Annotated in this window: 17 protein-coding genes; 8 read left to right on the forward strand and 9 right to left on the reverse strand. The window is 55.7% G+C overall.

The window, feature by feature from the left end:
• Positions 1–15 precede the first annotated feature (15 nt).
• A complete protein-coding gene (gene pdeH, locus MUU51_RS10890) occupies positions 16–789 on the forward strand; it encodes a cyclic-guanylate-specific phosphodiesterase (RefSeq protein WP_159769313.1) in 774 nt (257 codons plus the stop codon).
• A 68-nt stretch (positions 790–857) separates the two neighbouring features.
• Positions 858–2,900 (forward strand): AsmA family protein, encoded by a 2,043-nt coding sequence (locus MUU51_RS10895; RefSeq protein ID WP_159769316.1) that lies wholly within the window; start codon positions 858–860, stop codon positions 2,898–2,900.
• Between the two features lie 55 nt (positions 2,901–2,955).
• On the opposite strand, the gene MUU51_RS10900 is transcribed toward MUU51_RS10895, so the two are convergent.
• From MUU51_RS10900 to MUU51_RS10910, 3 genes are all read right to left on the reverse strand, one after another.
• On the reverse strand, positions 2,956–4,278 hold the full coding sequence (locus tag MUU51_RS10900) for an MFS transporter (RefSeq protein ID WP_159769319.1): 1,323 nt from the start codon (positions 4,276–4,278) through the stop codon (positions 2,956–2,958).
• Between the two features lie 261 nt (positions 4,279–4,539).
• Positions 4,540–5,568, reverse strand: coding sequence for an inner membrane protein YhjD (gene yhjD / locus MUU51_RS10905; RefSeq protein WP_258967747.1), 1,029 nt, complete (start codon positions 5,566–5,568; stop codon positions 4,540–4,542).
• A gap of 81 nt (positions 5,569–5,649) precedes the next feature.
• Complete coding sequence (locus MUU51_RS10910; protein ID WP_159769325.1) at positions 5,650–6,549, reverse strand: LysR family transcriptional regulator; 900 nt, start codon at positions 6,547–6,549, stop codon at positions 5,650–5,652.
• Positions 6,550–6,667: 118 nt separating this feature from the next.
• Between MUU51_RS10910 and MUU51_RS10915 the strand changes: the two genes are divergently transcribed.
• Entirely contained in the window at positions 6,668–7,426 is a 759-nt protein-coding gene (locus MUU51_RS10915) for an SDR family NAD(P)-dependent oxidoreductase (RefSeq protein WP_159769328.1), read from the forward strand.
• A gap of 52 nt (positions 7,427–7,478) precedes the next feature.
• On the opposite strand, the gene MUU51_RS10920 is transcribed toward MUU51_RS10915, so the two are convergent.
• A complete protein-coding gene (locus tag MUU51_RS10920; protein WP_258967748.1) occupies positions 7,479–8,018 on the reverse strand; it encodes a GNAT family N-acetyltransferase in 540 nt (179 codons plus the stop codon).
• A 143-nt stretch (positions 8,019–8,161) separates the two neighbouring features.
• Here MUU51_RS10920 and MUU51_RS10925 point away from each other — a divergent pair, with 143 nt between their 5' ends.
• Positions 8,162–9,748: an STY4199 family HEPN domain-containing protein gene (locus MUU51_RS10925; protein WP_258967749.1), complete on the forward strand. Its 1,587-nt coding sequence runs from the start codon at positions 8,162–8,164 to the stop codon at positions 9,746–9,748.
• 5 nt (positions 9,749–9,753) lie between these two features.
• Here the strand turns inward: MUU51_RS10925 and MUU51_RS10930 are convergent, their stop codons facing one another.
• Positions 9,754–11,406 carry an alpha,alpha-trehalase gene (locus MUU51_RS10930; protein ID WP_258967750.1) on the reverse strand — a complete coding sequence of 551 codons (1,653 nt, stop codon included), beginning with the start codon at positions 11,404–11,406 and terminating at the stop codon, positions 9,754–9,756.
• A 375-nt stretch (positions 11,407–11,781) separates the two neighbouring features.
• Between MUU51_RS10930 and MUU51_RS10935 the strand changes: the two genes are divergently transcribed.
• Positions 11,782–12,873, forward strand: coding sequence for a serine hydrolase domain-containing protein (locus MUU51_RS10935; RefSeq protein WP_159769340.1), 1,092 nt, complete (start codon positions 11,782–11,784; stop codon positions 12,871–12,873).
• 6 nt (positions 12,874–12,879) lie between these two features.
• On the opposite strand, the gene MUU51_RS10940 is transcribed toward MUU51_RS10935, so the two are convergent.
• From MUU51_RS10940 to MUU51_RS10950, 3 genes are all read right to left on the reverse strand, one after another.
• Positions 12,880–13,131, reverse strand: coding sequence for a hypothetical protein (locus MUU51_RS10940; RefSeq protein WP_159769343.1), 252 nt, complete (start codon positions 13,129–13,131; stop codon positions 12,880–12,882).
• 171 nt (positions 13,132–13,302) lie between these two features.
• Positions 13,303–14,655 (reverse strand): glutathione-disulfide reductase, encoded by a 1,353-nt coding sequence (gorA, locus tag MUU51_RS10945; protein WP_258967751.1) that lies wholly within the window; start codon positions 14,653–14,655, stop codon positions 13,303–13,305.
• Between the two features lie 70 nt (positions 14,656–14,725).
• Positions 14,726–15,568, reverse strand: coding sequence for a 23S rRNA (adenine(2030)-N(6))-methyltransferase RlmJ (locus MUU51_RS10950; protein ID WP_159769349.1), 843 nt, complete (start codon positions 15,566–15,568; stop codon positions 14,726–14,728).
• A 168-nt stretch (positions 15,569–15,736) separates the two neighbouring features.
• Between MUU51_RS10950 and MUU51_RS10955 the strand changes: the two genes are divergently transcribed.
• The 3 genes from MUU51_RS10955 to rsmJ all read left to right on the forward strand — a co-directional run bounded on the left by MUU51_RS10955 (position 15,737) and on the right by rsmJ (position 19,965).
• Positions 15,737–17,008, forward strand: a complete 1,272-nt coding sequence (locus MUU51_RS10955) for an acid phosphatase (protein ID WP_258967752.1) — start codon at positions 15,737–15,739, stop codon at positions 17,006–17,008.
• A gap of 154 nt (positions 17,009–17,162) precedes the next feature.
• The gene (gene prlC / locus MUU51_RS10960; protein WP_159769355.1) at positions 17,163–19,205 is read left to right on the forward strand and encodes an oligopeptidase A; all 2,043 of its coding nucleotides are present in this window, start codon (positions 17,163–17,165) and stop codon (positions 19,203–19,205) included.
• Between the two features lie 7 nt (positions 19,206–19,212).
• Positions 19,213–19,965, forward strand: a complete 753-nt coding sequence (rsmJ, locus tag MUU51_RS10965; RefSeq protein WP_159769358.1) for a 16S rRNA (guanine(1516)-N(2))-methyltransferase RsmJ — start codon at positions 19,213–19,215, stop codon at positions 19,963–19,965.
• Positions 19,966–20,015: 50 nt separating this feature from the next.
• Here the strand turns inward: rsmJ and uspA are convergent, their stop codons facing one another.
• Entirely contained in the window at positions 20,016–20,453 is a 438-nt protein-coding gene (uspA, locus tag MUU51_RS10970) for a universal stress protein UspA (RefSeq protein ID WP_003861223.1), read from the reverse strand.
• Positions 20,454–20,882: the final 429 nt, after the last annotated feature.

Below are 20,882 nucleotides of genomic sequence, written 5' to 3' on the forward strand. Positions count from 1 at the left end.
AACAGGACAGCTGAGATGAAGTTAAAGCAGGTTATCCAGCGGCTAAGCATTCCCGATGCAGGCATTGAAGGCCTACAGGAGCGGCGCTATTGGCTGGAGTGTGAGCGTGCTTATACTTACCAGCCGATCTATAAAACCGATGGTTGCCTGATGGCAGTCGAAGTGCTGACCGTGGTGACGCACCCGGAGCACCCAGGACAGCGTATTGCCCCTGACCGCTATTTTGCAGAGGTGGCGGTGCGCCAGCGGATCGATGTCATCAAAGAACAATTGGCGGCACTCACTGCGCAGCGCGCGTTCTTCGCTGACAACGGGATATTGGCCTCGGTAAACGTCGATGGCCCGACGCTGATGGCGATGCGTCAGGATCCGGTATTGATGGCGCAAATCGAAGATATTCCCTGGCTGCGTTTCGAGCTGGTGGAGCACATTCGTTTGCCACAGGACTCCTCCTTCGCATCACTGTGCGAATTTGGTCCGCTGTGGCTCGATGATTTCGGTACCGGGATGGCAAACTTTTCGGCGTTGAGTGAAGTGCGCTACGACTACATCAAAGTGGCCCGCGACCTGTTCATCATGCTGCGCAAGACCCCGGAAGGGCGTAATCTTTTTGAGTTGCTTATTCAGCTAATGAATCGTTATTGCCAGGGCGTGATCGTCGAAGGCGTTGAGACGCTGGAAGAGTGGCGTGACGTCCAGCAATCCCCGGCCCATGCGGCTCAGGGCTACTTCTTATCACGTCCGGTACCGATGTCTACCCTCGAAGAAGTGATGCTCAATCTGGCCTGATCGGCGGTTTTTTCTGTCAGCCTCAACTATATTCATGAATGGTGAGGCAAAACAGGAACGTTAACGGCATGACTAAAACCAGCAAAGTCATCACTTTTTCATTTGCGACGCTTGTCGTGCTTTTCGTCGTACTGCTAATCGTAATTGCAAATTTCGACTGGAATCGACTCAAGCCAACCATCAATAAAAAAGTCACCGCGGAACTGAACCGGCCGTTCGCCATTCGGGGCGATCTTGGCGTGGTCTGGGAGCGCCAACCCAACGAAACCGGCTGGCGAAGCTGGGTGCCCTGGCCGCACGTTCATGCTGATGACATTATTCTTGGCAACCCGCCGGACATTCCTGAAATCACGATGGTGCACCTGCCGCGCGTGGAGGCCACGCTGGCTCCGCTGGCGCTGTTGACCAAAACCGTGTACCTGCCGTGGATTAAACTGGTTCAGCCGGATGCGCGCCTCATTCGCCTCTCGGAAAAAAACAATAACTGGACCTTCAATCTGGCGTCTGCCGACGGTACGCAAAAAAATGCGCAGCCGTCCGCCTGGTCATTCCGCCTCGATAACGTGCTGTTCGATCGCGGGCGAATCAAAGTGGACGATAAGATCAGTAAGGCCGATATCGAGATCTTCGTTGATCCGCTGGGCAAGCCGCTGCCGTTCAGCGAAGTGACGGGGGATAAGGGCAAAAGCGACGGGCCGAAACCGGGAGATTATGTGTTTGGCCTGAAGGCTAAAGGGCGCTACAACGGCCAGCCGCTCACCGGGACCGGGAAAATTGGCGGCATGCTGGCGCTGCGGAGTGAAGGCACGCCGTTCCCGGTGCAGGCCGATTTCCACTCCGGCAACACGCGGGTGGCGTTTAGCGGCACGGTGAACGACCCCATGAAAATGGGCGGCGTGGATTTAAAGCTGACGTTTTCCGGCGATTCACTTGGCCAACTGTATGACCTCACCGGCGTTCTGTTACCGGACACGCCGCCGTTTGAAACGGACGGACATCTGGTGGCGAAAATCGACACCGAAAAAGGCTCAGTCTTTGATTATCGCAACTTTAACGGGCGCATCGGCGACAGCGACATTCACGGCACGCTGAAATACAGCATGATCAAACCACGTCCGAAACTGGAAGGCGACATGGAGTCGAAACAGCTGCGGCTGGCGGATTTAGGGCCGCTGATTGGCGTCGATTCCGGCAAGGGCACCAAAACCAAAGAGGTGCAAAAGGATATTCAGCCTTCGGGAAAAGTGCTGCCGCACGAGCGTTTCGAAACCGATAAATGGGACGTGATGGACGCCGATGTGCGCTTCAAAGGCGGCCATATCGAGCACGGCAGCACGCTGCCGCTGAATAATCTCAGCACCCATGTGATTCTCAAGCGCGGGGACCTGCGCCTGGAGCCGCTGAAATTTGGCATGGCCAACGGCACCATTAACGCCAATATTCATCTCGCCGGGAATAAAAAGCCGATGCAGGGCGAAGCGGATATTCAGGCCAGACGGCTGCGGCTGAAAGAGCTCATGCCGAACGTTGAACTGATGCAGAAAACGTTGGGTGAACTGAACGGCGATGCCAAATTCCGCGGCACGGGGAATTCAGTTGCCGCACTGCTTGGCTCAAGCGATGGTAACCTGAAACTGCTGATGAACGACGGGGTGGTCAGCCGCAACCTGATGGAAATTCTCGGCCTCAATGTGGGGAATTTTATCGTCGGGCAGATTTTCGGTGATGACGAAGTACGGGTGAATTGTGCGGCGGCCAACGTCAATATCAATAACGGTGTCGCACGTCCGCAGATCCTCGCCTTTGATACTGAAAACGCACTGATTAACGTGACGGGTACGGCGAGTTTTGCCTCGGAACAGCTGGATTTAACTATCGATCCGGAAAGTAAGGGGATTCGTATTATTACCTTGCGCTCACCGCTATATGTGCGCGGTACATTCAAGAACCCGGATTATGGCGTGAAACCTGGACCGTTGATTGTACGTGGCGCGGTGGCGGCAGCGCTGGCGACGTTGGTGACACCTGCGGCTGCGCTGCTGGCGTTAATTTCGCCGTCGGAGGGTGATGCAAACCAGTGCCATGTGATTTTGTCGCAAATGCGGAAGTAATTTTACTTTCATCCCGCCCTCTCCCTAAAAAGGAGAGGGCGGGATGAGGGGAGATTTACAGCGACTGATGGCGTGTTTCGTGAGTCAGCACCAGCGCAATCAGCGTCAGGGCCGCCATTGACGCCAGGTAGTAACCCACATACGCCAGACCGTAAGTCCCGGTCAACCACGCAGCGATGTAAGGCGCTACGGACGCTCCCAGAATTGACGACACGTTATACGAGAACGATGCCCCGGTGTAACGCACTTCGGTCGGGAACAGCTCTGGCAGCAGCGCGCCCATTGGGCCGAAGGTCAGACCCATCAGACTCAGGCCGAGCAGCAGATAGGCCATAATCAGCATAGGGTTGCCCGAGCCCAGCAGCGGCTGGAACACGAACAGGCCAAACAGGATAATCAGCGTCGTAATGGTGATCATACTTTTGCGACGACCAAAGCGGTCAGCCAGCAGGCCAGCAATCGGCACCATCACGCCAAAACCAATCACCGCCATCATCAGCATCCACAGCACTTCATTGCGCGGCAGGCCCAGACCGTGCGGCACCGCAGCGGTGCTGTAGGTCATCGAATAAACGGTCATGATGTAGAACAGGGTATACGTCGCGAGCATAATAAAGGTGCCGAGCACGGTCACACGCAAATGCTTGCTGAGCAGGGTGCCCATCGGTACTTTCACTTGTTTCTTCGCCGCCGCCACTTTGGCAAACACCGGCGTTTCATGCAGGGAAACACGTACGTACAGCCCGATAATCACCAGTACGGCGGAGAAGATAAACGGCACGCGCCAGCCCCAGCTCATGAACTGTTCATCGGTCAACAGCCAGGAAAGCAGCAGGAATGTGCCGTTGGCAAAGAAGAAGCCAATCGGTGCGCCGAGCTGTGGGAATGAGCCATACAACGCACGCTTTTTCGGCGGCGCGTTTTCTGTCGCCAACAGCGCCGCGCCGCCCCATTCACCGCCCAGACCGAGACCCTGACCAAAACGCGCCAGCGCCAGCAGCACCGGAGCCAGAATACCAATGGTGTCGTAGCTCGGCAGTAAACCGATAACCACGGTAGAAATCCCCATCGTCAGCAGTGACGCAACCAGCGTCACTTTACGACCGACGCGGTCGCCAAAGTGGCCGAACAGCGCGGAGCCAATCGGACGGGCCACAAACGCGATGGCGAATGTCGCAAGGGATTGCAGCGTCGCAGCGGCCGGATCGCCCTGCGGGAAGAAAATATGGGGAAAGACAATAACCGCCGCGGTGGCGTAAATGTAAAAGTCGAAGAACTCAATGGCGGTGCCAATGAGTGACGCGACGACCACTTTATTCCGCGAGTTGACCGGGGCGATGTCCTGCTGAGTATCGAGTGTTGTGGCAGCTGATTGCATAATCTTTTCTTATTTTTAGGCGAACGAACGGCCATATTACGCACAGCAAAAGCGACATTTCAATGTGTAACAAGGTGGGGGGCTGGGTGAAAAACAGGCAAAAAGCGGATAATTTTCGGACCAGCGAAATCACTTCTATGAAATGCTTCACATAATTCGATAATAAGTGAATATCACTGCTTTAAGGTTAAATAAAAGTTACCAACTGGATTTATCAACTAAAAATGGAAATCGGGCTGATATTTCAGCCCGAGAACCGTATCAGTGGTGGGATTTGCCCGGCATCCGCCGGTCATCTTTGTATTCGGCGGTGGCAATCCACGCGGCGCAGAACAGCGTCAGGCGGGCGAAGAAATAGAAAAATGCCATGATCCCGAGTACCGAGCCAAATGCCGCGCCAGACGGGGATTTCACCAGTGCGGGCAGCGTCCAGGTCATGATGATTTTAATCACCTCAAAGCCGATGGCCGCAATAAAGGTGCCGCGAACCAGCGCTTTTCGGCGCGGGCGGTGGCGCGGGAGTCGCCAGAAAATCCAGAAGAACAACAGGTAGTTGGCGAGAATAGAAATCGCGAGGCCGATAATGCGCCACGCCGGTTTCAGCCACTCAACCGAGTCCAGATACAGTGCGGAGATGATCATCTGCTGCGCGGCCCCGGCGACGGAGGTAATCGACAGCGTGACAATCAGCGCCACCAGCAGGCCAATCAGCGACACAAAATCGCGGAAGTACTTAATCCAAATTTTCTCCTGGTCCTGTGGCGAGCGTTCCCACACGTCGCGTGACTGGGCGCGAATGGCCTCGCGCAAATTACCCATCCAGTTAATCCCGGAATACAGTGCCACCAGAAGGCCGACAATCCCGACGGTGGTTCGCTGCTGAACCGCAGTGTTGATGGTGTTTTTCAGCGTGGCGGCGAGGGTTGGGTCGCTGACATTGACCAGAATTTTATCGAAAATATCCTGCAGCAGCGTCGGGTGCGAGGCGAGAATAAAGCCGCCTGCGGCAAACGACACCATCAGAATCGGGATCATCGACAGGAACGAGAAGTAGGTAATGGCTGCGCCGAACTGGTTGCCCAGGCGATCGTTAAAGCGCTCGGCGGCGCGGATCAAGTGGGCGATAAACGGCTGGCGCTGTACTTTCTTAGCGGTGCCGGTGGCTTTATTCAGCGCATCGCTGGCCCGCTGTTTAACGCCTGAAGCGGAAGGGTCATCAGTCTCCATTTTCCTGACGGGATCGTATTCCAGATCCTGAGTAGGGCGTTTTGCGTCGTTATCCGGCGTCATCAGGTATTTATTCCTTCTTTTTACAACATAAACGAAATTATAGCCGATGAGGTGTCGATGATTAACGAAACCTCATGACTATCAGTCCACGTAGCTTTTCAACACGTCCGTTAACCACTCCATAAACAGATGTACGCGGCGGGAAAGGTTGCGGCGATGTGGGTAAATCAGCGATACCGGCATCGGTTCGGCGCGGTAGTGCGGCAGGATCTCGACCAGTTTTCCGCTGCGCAGGGCATCTTTCACACCGATGCGCGGCACTTGAATAATCCCCAGACCCGCGAGACAGGCCGCGTGATAGGTTTCAGTGCTGTTGACCGTCAAAACACCGCCGGTTTTCAGCCAGCGAATTTGATTGTCGGTGTTGAGCTCAAAGCCCTGCGGGCGTACCCCGAGGCTGGTGGCGTAATGCACCATCGCATGGCCCGCGAGATCGTCGAGAGTTTCCGGATAGCCAAAACGTTCCAGATAATTTGGGCTGGCACAGTTAATTACGGTCAGTTTGCCGATCGGCCGCGCCACTAATCCGGAATCTTTCAGCGTGCCGACGCGCACCACGCAGTCGAATCCTTCCCGAATCACATCCACCAGGCGATCGCTGCTGCTGAGTTCCAGTTCGATACCGGGATACTGCTGCAGAAATGCGGGCAGTTTTGGGATGACTAAATTTCGAGCAACGCCCACCGGCATGTCCACCCGTAAACGTCCGCTGATGCTGGTGGGGTCATGCTGGAACATGCCGTCGAGTTCATCGAGGTTGCTGAGTAAATCTTTTGCGCGTTCGTAATAGACCATTCCGTCCTGCGTAAGCTGCACCCGGCGGGTGGTGCGGTGCAAAAGGCGAACGCCCAGCAGGTTTTCCAGCGCCTGAATTTGGCGCGATACACTACCCTTTGGAAGGCCGAGCGTGTCAGCCGCGCGCGAAAAACTCTCCAGTTCTGCGACGCGAATGAACAGTTGCATTGCGTGAATTTTATCCATAGGTAGCGGCCTTTGTTGTTGTCAGTGAAACAATGAAACGTAATTTCGTATCTTTATTGATTATATGCAACCCAATAAGCTCTATCTCACTGTTCTCTTGTCTGAAATGAGGTTGGTTATGACACAACGTATCGCTTTGATCACTGGCGCAAGCCGTGGGCTGGGAAAAAACGCGGCGCTGAAGCTGGCGGCGAAAGGAATTGATATTCTGCTGACTTACAACAGCAATCAGCAGGAAGCACAAAAAGTTGTCGCGGAAATTGAAGCAATTGGCGTGAAAGCCGCAGCATTACAGCTCAACGTCGCCGAAGTCTCCGGTTTCGAGAGTTTTGCCCACCAGGTACAGCAGCAGCTGCAAAAGACCTGGCAGCGTGACACCTTTGATTATTTAGTGAACAACGCCGGAATCGGTTTGTACGGTGCGTTTGCCGAGACCAGCGAGGCGGTGTTTGACGAGCTAATGAACATCCATTTTAAAGGCCCGTTCTTTCTGACTCAGCAGCTTCTGCCGTTGATTCAGGATGGTGGCCGGATCCTGAACGTGTCGTCTGGACTGGCGCGTTTCGCGCTGCCGGGCTTCGCGGCCTACGCCTCGATGAAAGGCGCGATGGAAGTGCTGACGCGCTACCAGGCGAAAGAGTTGGGCGCACGCGGGATTTCGGTCAATATTATTGCGCCGGGTGCGATTGAAACCGACTTCGGCGGTGGACGCGTGCGTGATAACGCGGAAATGAATCAGTACGTTGCGTCCCAGACGGCGCTCGGCCGGGCGGGTCTGCCGGATGATATCGGTGGCGCGATTGCTGCATTGCTCAGTGATGAGCTGGGCTGGATGAACGCGCAGCGAATTGAAGTTTCTGGTGGAATGTTTTTGTAATTTTTAGCTTCACTCCGCCCCTCTCCTGGCCCGTGTACAGTCCGGGAGAGGGCTAGGGTGAGGGCTGTTGATACTCGTGACGCAATAACCCCAGCACCCAGTCGTTGTGCCATTTCCCACCAATCAGATAGCTTTCCCGCAATTCGCCTTCCAGCACAAAACCTGCTTTCTCCAGCACCCGGCGCGAGGCGCTATTCCCCACGGTGACCGTGGCGATGAGCCGCCGTATTCCACCGGTGGTAAACGCAAAATCACACACCGCATGCAGTGATTCCGTGGCGAATCCTTTGCCGTGTGCCCCGGGCGCACATAAGAAACCCACTTCTGCACAGTCCGGCTCCCGATGAATATACCCGGTTACGCCCACGGGCAGTCCCGTTGCCGTCTCCCGAACCAGCAGGCACAGCCAGTGCGCAGCACCCGGCGTCCACTGCGACAGTCGTGATTCAAATGCTTCTCGTATCTCGCGTTCCGTTCGTGAATCTGCCACGTAGCGCATCACTTCCTGGTTCTGCTGCAAGGCCAAAAAGAAGGGCCAGTCTGCTTCGCAAAGCGATTCCGCACTCAATCTGGGTGTCACGATTTTTACCATCGTATTTACTCCGGGTACTTTTATCGTTTTATAGACGGATTAGCCGACATCACACTGATGTAATCTTATTTCTAACTTGCTAAAAACAAAAATAAAACCCCGTAATGTGCGGGGGTACTGATGTCCTCTGAGAAGGAAAACGGATGCACACTGCATCGCACTATTCCGGTGACCAGTTTGAGCACTGTCTGAGCGTGATCCGCCAGGCGGCGAGTGAGATCCTCTCGCTGCTGAATGTCCACGGCGCTGAAGCGAAAGATCCACGCTGGTTTCTTGAGCAGCTCGAGCAGGCCCGGCTGAATCTGGGCGGCTGGGCGAACGTGGCGCGGCGGCTTAATCTCAATGATGCACAGATTAGCGATTTCACGTTGCAGCTACGTCACCTGCAACAGGTGGTCCCGGTGTATGAACGCGGGCAGGCGGTGACGGACAACCAGCTGATTGCGGCGTTGCGTTTTGTCGCCGCGCTGGAATTTGTGCGTCAGCAGCAGCCGCGTCTCAAATTTGATTCTTTACCCGGCGAGGAGGGTGATGCGCATCAGGAACAGGCCCAGCGACAGCTGCGTGCCCTGACGCTGACGCTCAAAGCGCTGATTAGCCAGGCCTTTCCCGATGCTACACGCCTGAATGATTCACTCAAGCTGCAGTTCGGCGCCGACAGCGTTCGTCGGTGGCTGGCGAACAGCGACGCCGGGGATATTCTGTCCGGCATGTTGTTCAGCGATTTAGCCCTGCTGATCGTCGATAAAAAAGCTTTTGCCCGTCATTACTCGACGCTATTTAACTCCGCGTCGGCGCTGACGTTTCTGGCTGAACAGCGCGTCACGTTGCATGCGTTTCTGGAAGATTGTCGGGTGATGCGTAACGCCGTTCTCGCGCATCGTCCGCTGACGACGACCGAAATGGTGCTGCTTGAGAACTATCAGCGACAGATTGCCAGCCCGGTTCAGCGCGCGTTTGAACAAGGCCGCACCCGGGTCAATCCGGCATCCTTTATGGCGGTGGACAGCAACGAGTTGCATCATTTCTGGGAAAATGCCCGCAGCAAAGACCGGGCGCTGGGCGGTGATGTTTCGGCGGTTCGTGAGAATATCGAGCCGCCGAAAAAGCAGCCGGTACGCAGCCCAGAAGACCGGGACCAGGTGATTTCGACGGTGCTGTGGTGCGCCGTCGGCGTGGCGATGCTGGTGATGGCGTTCGGCGCGTTGTGGATGTTTAACACCGTGGCGCCTGCGGAATCGACGGCGCAGGCAAGTGAAGTGCTGGTGGATGCGCCGGAGCGTGAACTCCCGTCACCGCGTGAGAAGCTCGCGAACATGGGGATAAGCTGGGATATCAACAGCCTGCGGGCGGCGATCGACCGTAACGATACGCAGGTGACGATGCTGTTTTTACGGGGGGGAATGACCTGGCAACTGGCGTGGACCGAACAGGCTCAGTCGTTCCGCTATGATGACGTGCTGGAACTTTTGCTGCGCTATCGGCTGCAAATGGATGAACCAAAGCCTTGTCGTCGGTATATCAGCACCCTCAGCCACGCGATGTCCAACGGCGAGTCGTTAACGTCGGTGCGCAAAGCCTATTTACAGGCGTTCTGCACCACGCCTGCGGTGGTGGAGCGCCAGCGTTACACTGTTTCGCAGGCTAAGCTGCGCGCGGATGCCACGCCGGATGCACAAAATAAAAAATGGCTCACCATTCAGTCAGCCATTTACAGTGCCATTCGATAACGGCGTTACGGTTCGCCGTACAGGCCCATCAGGCGGCGCGCCACGCCGTTGCTCCAACCGAAGCCGTCCTGTAACGGATATTCTCCACCGCCCCCTTCACGGGGCATTCCGGTGGCGATGTGATATTTCTCAATCACCTTCTGATGGTGCTGATAAAAGTGGTTCACGGTCTTCAGCCAGCTACGGGCGATTTCATTGCCCAGCGCGTCGTTGCCGTACAGCTTGAAGCCCTGAATCGCCATCCATTGCAGCGGTGCCCAGCCGTTGGGGAAATCCCACTGCTCGCCGCTGTCGTATTCGGTGGTGAGGAGCCCGCCGGGAGTCAGCAGCCGCGTGCGTACCGCAGTGTCGAGTTTGTCTGCCTGTTCATGCGTGGCCATACCGACGTACAGCGGCACCATGCTGGCGGCAGAAAACAGCGCCAACTCTTCGCGACGCCAGTCATAGTCGCGATAACAGCCCTGTTCATCATCCCACAAATAGCGCGTCACCGCCGCCCGGCGTTCGCTGGCCTTGTGGCGGAATTCGGCTTCAGTTTCCCGATCGCCTTTGGCTGCAGAAATATTGGCAATGGTACTTTCCAGTTTGAACAGAAACGCGTTCAAATCGATGGGAATAAACTGCGTGGTACGGATACTCGCCAGCCGCGTGGTATCCCGCAGCCAACGCGACGAATAGTCCCAGCCGGACTCCGCCCCTGCGCGTAAATCGCGATAGACCTCATTTGGCGGTCGGCCAGAATGACGCGCGGTTTCCACATCTTCCAGCCACGATTCATCGCGCGGCGTATCACGGTCATCCCAGTAGCGGTTGAGCAGCGAGCCGTCCGGCATGCGCACCACGTGTCGCCATGCCTGATTCGGCAGCAGGTTTCCAGAACCATCCATCCAGAAGTTGTATTCCATTTTCAGATGGTCGAGATAGCGTTTCGCGCCGCGCACGCCATCTTCCTCAAACAATTCCACCATCAGGGCAAATACCGGTGGCTGCGAGCGGCTGAGATAATAGGTGCGGTTGCCGTTTGGGATGTGACCGTAGCGCTCAATCATCCACGCGAAGTTATCGGCCATGCATTTGAGCAAGTCCCCGCGGCCGCTTTCCGCCAGGCCGAGCATAGTGAAATAGGAATCCCAGTAATAGGTCTCAGTGAAGCGTCCGCCGGGCACGATATACGCCTGCGGCAGCGCCAGCAGGGAAGACCAGGGGATGTGATCCTGCGGCTCTCGCGTCAGCACTGGCCACAGGGAATCGATATGTTCTTTTAGCGATTTGTTGGGGTCGGAAACGTAGTCATCGCTGTGGTCTTCCGGCAGCCAGAAATGCTCCTCAACGAAAGTTCGCAGATTAAAACCTGGCTGACGTTTCTGCTGACGAAAGCGGATCAGAATATCCAGCGGGTCCATTCGCGGTGCGCAATCGGGGAAGGTTTTGCTATCGGCAAAAATTCGTGCCGACTGGACGCGCTCAAACAGTTCCATATAGCGGTCTGCAGGGGTCAGCGCATCGGACGCGGGCATCCCCTCAATCATCTCCGGTTCGGGCTCAACCTCGAACATTTCATCCAGTTTTAATTCGCACGGATCCATGAGATAGGAAGGTTCAGACTCGATGGCCTGAGCTTCGTCGGTTTCCGGGTTGCGTAATTTCTGGTTGAGCATAGGGTAAAACCTCCGGATAGCGTCAAAACAAGGAGCCGGAAAAAAACGGCGCTCTATTAAGCGTAGTCATTCGCTTCGATGTCGAGGGGCAAAAGCGTGCGCTTGGTCACGTTTACATGTTTTTTTCTGGCCGTAATTTCATGCTAATTGGCTGTTTTAACGCAAAAAACCGTGAAAACGAGGCGGATTGCTGATTTATCACTTTCAGAGCTTTCACTTTGCAACCAATTATGAATATCGTTATGGTCTTGCCCTCCATCGATTTGTACACATTATGCACTTTATTAAACGGGAAGGTCCGTGTTGAAAGGGTTAATTCTCCCTGGGCTGATAGCATCTGCGTTGCTGACAGGCTGCGCCGGGACGCTATCACAAATGAATATGCCTTCCAGTGAAGTAAAGCAGGTGGCGCAAAACGGACGGGTGCTTTCCGTCAATGAGCTGGTCACCGAATATATGCAAAGCAAACAGGTGTCGGGCATGGTGGTGGCCGTCATTCAGCATAATGGCCCGCCAAAGTTTTATTGTTATGGCATTACCGATGCCAAAAACCGCTACCCGATAACGCCGGATACCCTGTTTGCCCTCGGTTCTCTGAGCAAAGGCATCACCGCAGAAGTGGTGACGTTGATGGTGAACGAAGGGCGCCTGCACTGGGATGACACCTTAGCCACGCTGCTGCCGCCGGGAACTCCGCTCAGCAAAGATGCGCAAAACATCACCCTCTTACAGCTGGTGACGCACACCTCGGGCCTGCCGCGTCAGCCGATGAATCTGCTGTCGCTGGAGCATCTGGTGAGTTATCTGCGCGACGGTGAGAATTTCTATCAGGATTTGGACAGCGATGGCGTGCTGAATTATCTCAGCACTTTCCGTGCACCGCTCACGCATGAGCCGCGCTATTCGAATATCGGTTACGCCATCCTCGGCTATGTCCTGAAATACAAAACCGGCGAGTCGATTGAAACGCTTTCTGAGCAGCAGATATTCCAGCCGCTGGGGATGAAAAGCTCGAGCTTTGACCCGGAAAGTTTGCGTTCCTTCCCGCAGCGTGCGCTAGGCCATGCGGGCGATCAGCCCAAATTCATTGCCCGTGGCGCATTAACGCCGGACTGGCAGTTCAGCAATAATATGGTTGGAGCCGCCAGCCTTTACAGTGACGCGCGTGACCTTATTGAATACGCCAGGGCGCATTTCTCGCCGACGCAGAGCGCCGCGCTGAATAAAGCCTTTACGGACGTCAGCGTTGATTATTTCCCGCGTGAAAAAGAAGCGGCCAATATTGCCTGGATAACAGACACCTACGGCCAGCAAAAAATTACCTATCAGGTGGGATATATCGGCGGTTATTCCAGCTATATCGGTTTCGATAAAGAAAACCAGAATGCAGTGGTGGTTTTACAGAATAGTTTCAACTGGAGTAATTATATCGGGCACGCGTTGTTGAAACATATTGCACCCGAATAATTCACTTTACCATTTCTGGTCGCGAGCATCCTGGCGGCCGTCGCGGCGGTTTTCACGCTTATCCTGGCGGCAAGAAGCGTTGCTCTTGTCGTCTGCTCTGACGCAATCCCGCTTTTCCTGACGGCCTTCCGTACGTGACTCCTGGCGAGTGTAGCGGGCTTCCTGACGTTTCTCGCTATGGTATGTCGCGTGAGCGGGAAGAGAGAGAGCGGGCAATAGCATTGCCGCAGTCACCACAGAGAATATGAACTTTTTCATCACTCAAACCTTATAAAAATACGCTGTTCTGGACAGACACGTATTGTTACGTAATTCAAATTATGGACACGGTACAAATCGTGCGGACTGAAAAAGAAGATTATCCAATATTAAATTAAGGGAAGGGTGTTGAGATAATAATAACCCCCCGCCAGCGGCGGGGGGTATGGATTAACGCATGGTAACGAATTCTTCTGCCGCCGTCGGGTGAATCGCGACGGTATTGTCGAAGTCTTTTTTGGTTGCGCCCATTTTCAGCGCTACCGCAAAGCCTTGCAGGATTTCATCCATCCCGAAGCCGATGCCGTGAATACCGACGATTTTCTCTTCCGGGCCGACGCACACCAGTTTCATGCGGCACGGCTGACGATGAGAGGTCACGGCGGTATACATCGCGGTGAAGGAGGATTTATACACCTTCACGGCGTCTGCGCCGTACTGCTCAACCGCCTGCGGTTCGGAAAGACCCACGGTGCCAATCGGCGGATGGCTGAATACCACCGTTGGAATGTTGCTGTAATCCAGATGCTCGTCCGGCTTGTTGTTGAACAGGCGCTCTGAAAGACGACGACCTGCGGCCACCGCGACTGGCGTCAGTTCCACGGCACCGGTGTTATCGCCTACCGCATAAATGCCCGGCACGCTGGTGTTCTGGAACTTATCGACAACGATATAGCCTTTGTCGTTGGTTTTCACACCGGTCGCTGCGAGGTTGACGTTATCCGTCTCTGGCTCACGGCCAATCGCCCAAATCAGGGCATCAACGGTCTGGCTACGGCCATCTTCCAGCTCAAGCGTCAGGCTGCCGTCGGCATTTTTAACCACTGCTTTCGGCACTGCATGGGTGTGCAGCGTCGGCCCTTCGGCCGCCATGACTTCAACCAGCGTCTCGATGATCATCGGATCAAAGCTGCGAAGCGGCGCGTGTTTACGCACGAACAGATGCGTTTCTGCACCCAGTCCATTGATAACGCCCGCCAGTTCTACCGCAATATAACCCGCGCCCACGACGGCGACGCGTTTTGGCAACGCGGGCAGCGCGAAGAAACCGTCGGAGTCGATGCCGAACTCCACGCCTGGAATAGACGGGTGGCTCGGACGACCGCCGGTGGCAATCAGAATGTGGTCCGCGGTCAGGGTTTCGCCGTTCACTTCGATGGTTTTTTCATCGATGAAGCGAGCAAAGCCTTTGATAACATCCACGTTATTTTTGCCCAGCACAGTGTCGTACGAGGTATGGATACGGTCAATGTAAGCGCTGCGGCTGGAAACCAGTTTGTTCCAGTCGAAGTGGTTGATAGTGGTATCGAAACCGTAATCCGGGCCGTACATGTGGATGGCTTCGCGGATTTGCGCTGCATGCCACATCACTTTTTTCGGTACACAACCGACGTTAACGCAGGTGCCGCCGAGCTCTTTGGCTTCAATCAGCGCACATTTCTGGCCGTACATTGCCGCGCGGTTGATGGAGGCGATGCCGCCGCTGCCGCCGCCGATGGCGATGTAGTCATAATGCTTAGTCATAGCTTCTTCCTTAATCGTTAATTGCCGCGATTGTATACCTGGAATCCATAGGTTCCACCGATGATTGCGATTACTCCGGCACTATCCAACTGACGGTGGCGTGGCCGGTGCCTGCCGGAACCAGCTTTTTGTGCAGCCATGGCAGAACGTTTTTCATCTGCTGCTCGAGCTTCCACGGCGGGTTGATAACAATCATGCCCGATGCAGTCATGCCGCGCTGATCGCTGTCCGGACGCACCGCCAGCTCGATTTGCAGGATGCGACGAATGCCGGTGGCTTCGAGTTCTTTAATCATGCGTTTGATTTGCGTGCGCAGAACCACCGGGTACCACAGCGCGTAAGTGCCGGTGGCGAAACGCTTGTAGCCTTCGCTGATGCCGGTCACCACCGCCTGATAATCGGTTTTGATTTCATATGGTGGGTCAATCAATACCAGACCGCGACGCGAGGCCGGTGGCAGCTTGGATTTAAGCTGCTGGTAGCCGTCGGATTTCTCCACGCGGGCGCGGTCATCTTTCTGGAATTCGGAACGCAGCAGCGGGAAATCGCTCGGGTGCAGTTCGGTCAGGTTCAGGCTGTCTTGCTCGCGCAGCAGCTGGCGCGCAATCAGCGGGGAACCTGGGTAGTAGCGCAGCTGGCCGCTACGATTGAAGTGCTGCACTACGCTGATGTAAGGCTCAAGTTCTGCCGGTAAATCGTCCTGCTGCCAGATGCGGGCGATGCCTTCCAGATACTCACCGGTGCGCTCCGCATGTTCGCCGCTCAGCTGGTAACGACCGGCGCCTGCGTGGGTGTCGAGATAGAGAAACGGTTTTTCTTTCTCTTTCAGCGATTCAATGATCAGGCTCTGAACGGTGTGTTTGAGGACGTCGGCATGGTTGCCAGCGTGAAAGCTGTGGCGATAACTGAGCATGGATACGGGAGTTCCGAAATAATAAACGATGCCGACAGTTTACCGCAGATTGCCGTGGATTACCGCTGATGCTGAGCGCGACGGTGATTCCCGCTGTCATAAATGTGTCAAACGGATGCGCTAGCGTCGGATTCAGGCAAGGTAATTCATTGAATCCAGGATAAAAAAATGACTAAAAATTATTCGTTCCTCGCAGCCGCGCTGCTGTTGGCGCTCCCTGCACTGGCCAAAGAAACGACGGTGAGCACGGCGGCACAGCTGGCCGCTACCGTCACGCCAGCGGCCAACAGTCAGGCGTTTGATGCGCTGGAAGGCCAGTCGCTGACGGCGCTACGTCATGCGTTGCAAAACGGCGAGCCAACGCTCAAGCGTGACGGGCTGGAAAACGCGAAGCAGTCGTCCACCCAGGCGGATACCGCGTGGCTCAAGGCCAGCGGTTATGATTTCCAGACCAAAGCCCGTCAGCAGGCGGGCATTGGTCTGCTTTCCGCGTTCAGCTCGCTGTCCACCGACACGCTGGCGGCAAGCCTGGAAACGGTGACTGACATCAACCGCGATGCGTCAGCAGCCATGCGTCAGCAGGCGCTGGCCGATGCCGAGGGCATTAGCTATCTCTATTTCCTCAGCGATGCGCTGGGGCCGCGTCTGGGCAAAGCGTTTATCAACGCCTATGACAAAGGCGAACTGAACAAGGCGGCGGCGCTGATTAAAGCCAGTGAAGTCAGCACCGGCGCGGCGAAAAAGCACTTCAACTACGCGCGACCGTTCCTGGTGCAGGGCAACACCATTCACCTCGTGCCCGACGATACGGTAGTGAAAGACAATCAGCCTTACACCGCAGACGGCGGCTCTTTCCCGAGCGGGCATACCAACACCGGCGTGACCGACGCGCTGCTGATGGCGCAGATGATCCCCGAACGCTATGACGCGCTGGTGACGCGCGGCGCACGCTACGGATACTCCCGCATTGTGCTTGGCGTGCATTACCCGCTGGACGTGATGGGCTCGCGAATGGTGGCGCAAAGCAACGTGGCGCATGCCCTCAACGATCCGAAATACCGGGCGTTGTTCAATGAAGCCCGAGACCAGCTGCGCGCTGCGCTGGCAAAAGAGTGCGGCACGACGCTGGTGGAATGCGCCAAAACCGATGGAAAAGACGACCCGTATCACGACCCGGCGATGCATGCGTTTTATCGCTTCACCCTGAGCTACGATTTGCCGCAGCAGAAAGGGGAGTCAGCTGCGCTGACGGTGCCGCAGGGCGCGGAAGTGCTGCTGGAAAGCGCGTTGCCAAACGCGTCGGCGCAGCAACGCCGTGCGCTGATGGTGCAAACCGCGCTGCCCGCCGGGTATCCACTTTCCGGCATCACGCCGGATCAGCAATTCTGGCAGCGTCTGGACCTGCCTGCCGCGTATGCTGCCGGACAGCATTTGCGGTGAGAGTTTTCCGGGTGGTGGCGCGTTGCGCCTTACCCGGCCTACAAAAACTGAAAGCCCGCTGCCATTGAAATCCTCTACACTTATCCCCATTCTACCAAGATATGTGCCGCGCCGGACGTGCGCCTTATTCACTCTTTTCAACAGGACAGCGCTTATGACCAATCCATTACTGACGCCTTTCGAACTGCCTCCGTTTTCGAAAATCCAGCCTGAACACGTGGTTCCTGCGGTCACCAAAGCGCTGGACGACTGCCGCACCTCGGTAGAAAGTGTGGTGGCGCAAGGCGCGCCGTACAGCTGGGAAAATCTCTGTCAGCCGCTGGCGGAAGTGGACGACGTACTGGGCCGTATTTTCTCTCCGGTCAGCCACCTGAACTCCGTGAAAAACAGCCCGGAGCTGCGCGAAGCCTATGAGCAAACGCTGCCGCTGCTGTCCGAGTACAGCACCTGGGTCGGTCAGCATGAAGGGCTGTATCAGGCCTATCGCGATCTGCGCAATGGCGACCACTATGCGGGCCTCAACACCGCGCAGAAGAAAGCGGTGGATAACGCGCTGCGTGATTTTGAGCTGTCCGGGATTGGCCTGTCGAAAGAGAAACAGAAACGCTACGGCGAAATCGCCGCGCGCCTGTCAGAATTAGGCAACCAGTACAGCAACAACGTGCTCGATGCCACCATGGGCTGGACAAAGCTGATAACCGATGAAGCAGAGCTGGCCGGGATGCCGGAAAGCGCCTTGGCGGCGGCAAAAGCGCAGGCTGAAGCCAAAGAGCAGGAAGGGTATCTGCTAACGCTGGATATCCCAAGCTATCTGCCGGTGATGACCTATTGCGACAACCAGGCGCTGCGTGAAGAGATGTATCGCGCGTACACCACGCGTGCGTCCGACCAGGGCCCGAACGCCGGGAAATGGGACAACAGCCCGGTGATGGAAGAGATCCTCGCCCTGCGTCACGAACTGGCTCAACTGCTGGGCTTCGAAAGCTACGCGGTTAAATCCCTCGCCACCAAAATGGCGGAAAACCCACAGCAGGTGCTCGATTTCCTGACCGATCTGGCGAAACGCGCCCGTCCACAGGGCGAGAAAGAGCTGGCCCAGCTGCGCGCCTACGCGAAAGCCGAATTTGGCGTGGACGATCTGCAACCGTGGGACATCGCTTACTACAGCGAAAAACAAAAGCAGCATCTGTACAGCATCAGTGACGAACAGCTGCGTCCATACTTCCCTGAAAACAAAGCGGTTAACGGCCTGTTCGAAGTGGTGGAGCGTATTTACGGCATCACCGCCAAAGAGCGCACCGACATCGACGTATGGAACCCGGAAGTGCGCTTCTTCGAGCTATACGACGACAAGAACGAACTGCGTGGCAGTTTCTATCTCGACCTCTACGCGCGCGAGCACAAACGCGGCGGGGCGTGGATGGACGACTGCGTGGGCCAGATGCGTAAAGCCGATGGCTCGCTGCAAAAGCCAGTGGCCTATCTGACCTGTAACTTCAACCGTCCGGTGAGCGGCAAACCTGCGCTGTTCACCCACGATGAAGTGATCACCCTGTTCCACGAATTCGGTCACGGTCTACACCACATGCTGACCCGCATCGAAACCGCAGGTGTTTCGGGTATCAGCGGTGTGCCGTGGGATGCCGTCGAACTGCCGAGCCAGTTTATGGAAAACTGGTGCTGGGAGCCGGAGGCGCTGGCATTTATCTCTGGCCATTATGAAACTGGCGAACCGCTACCAAAAGAACTGCTGGATAAAATGCTGGCGGCGAAAAACTACCAGGCGGCGATGTTTGTTCTGCGCCAGCTGGAGTTCGGTCTGTTCGATTTCCGTCTGCACGCCGAGTTTAAGCCGGAGCAGGGCGCGAAAATCCTCGATACGCTGGCTGAAATCAAGAAGCAGGTTTCCGTGGTGCCGGGTCCATCGTGGGGCCGTTTCCCACACGCCTTCAGCCACATTTTCGCCGGCGGTTACGCGGCGGGTTACTACAGTTACCTGTGGGCCGACGTACTGGCAGCAGATGCATTCTCCCGCTTCGAAGAAGAAGGGATTTTCAACCGCGAAACCGGGCAGTCTTTCCTCGATAGCATCCTGAGCCGCGGCGGTTCAGAAGAGCCGATGACGCTGTTCAAACGCTTCCGTGGACGCGAACCACAGTTGGACGCGATGCTTGAGCATTACGGCATCAAGGGCTAATTGTTTCGTGAAAATCTGTTTAGTTGATGAATCAGGCGCCAGCGATGGCGCCTTATCTGTTCTGGCGACCCGCTGGGCGCTGGAGCACGATACAGACAACCTGATGGCGCTGGTATTAACCCCGGAGCATCTTGAATTACGTAAGCGCGATGAGCCAAAGCTTGGCGGCATCTTCGTGGATTTTGTCGGCGGCGCGATGGCGCATCGACGCAAATTCGGCGGTGGTCGTGGCGAAGCGGTGGCAAAAGCGGTTGGGGTGAAAGGCAGCTATCTGCCGGACGTCGTGGATGCGACGGCGGGGTTAGGCCGTGATGCGTTCGTGCTGGCATCCGTTGGCTGTCACGTGCGAATGCTGGAACGTAATCCGGTGGTGGCGGCGCTGCTTGATGATGGTCTGGCACGCGGTTATGCCGACCCGGAAATCGGCGGCTGGCTGCAGGAGCGCTTGCAGCTCATTCATGCGTCCAGCCTGACGGCGCTGACCGATATCACGCCGCGTCCGCAGGTGGTTTACCTCGACCCGATGTTTCCGCACAAGCAGAAAAGCGCGCTGGTGAAAAAGGAAATGCGGGTGTTTCAGTCGCTGGTGGGGCCGGATTTAGATGCCGATGGTTTGTTAGGGCCTGCGCAACAGCTGGCGATAAAGCGGGTCGTGGTGAAGCGCCCGGATTATGCGCCACCGTTAGCCGATGTCGCCACGCCAAATGCGGTGGCCACCAAAGGACACCGGTTTGATATTTATGCGGGGACACCGGAGTAGAGAGGGGCGGGTAGGCCCGGCAAGCGGTAACGCCGCCGGGCAATATAACCTTACTCGTCTTCTTCATCACGCAGCGGAACAATCAGCATATCCACATGCACGGTATTAATCAGCTGACGAGCAGACGACATCAGTTTGCTCCAGAAATCCTGATGATGACCGCACACCACCAAATCCATATCGTATTTCTTGATAGCGTCGACCAGAACCTGGCCGAGGTCACCGCTGCCGCTGAGGGTTTCTGTGATCGGATACCCGGCGTTGGTGGAAAGCTCGCTTAACGCGTGGTGAGTCTCCTCCGAGATGCGTTTCTGCATATCACCCAGATTGACATCGATCAGGCCGGTGTAGAGATCGGAGTAGTTCACATCGACATGAATCAGGGAAACTTTCGCGTTGTACGGGCGCGCCATAGAGACTGCTTTGTCGACCAGGACTTTGCTTTCCGGGGAGAGGTCAACCGCGATAAGAATGTGTTTGTAAGCCATAGTGTTACTCCTTCCTTAAGTCTGTGTATACCCGTCATACTTCAAGTTGCATGTGCGTTGGCTGCGTCCGCTCACCCCAGTCACTTACTTAAGTAAGCTCTTGGGGATGAATGAGAGACATCCTGTCTCTCACCGGAGGCCAGCCTTTGGCTGGTCAAATTCGTTCCCGACGAATTTGTCTCAGCCTTGCCGCCTTCCTACAACTCGAATTATTTTGGGTCTGGTTATGAAATAGTGTAGACAACCCAACCTTAAAACGAGCCTCAAGTTACGTCAATGACCCTTGATCACCAATCAGTTAAACAAATAATCGCGTTTTAACTATTGATAATGATTAACGATGTGGCAAAAAAATCAGCGAATCTCCTACACTATTAAAAGAGTCGGTCGGATAAGTTAATGTGACCGGGTTCTCACTCTTTCACTGAC

It is taken from the genome of Scandinavium manionii (assembly GCF_024764775.1).
GTDB classification, from domain to species: domain Bacteria; phylum Pseudomonadota; class Gammaproteobacteria; order Enterobacterales; family Enterobacteriaceae; genus Scandinavium; species Scandinavium manionii.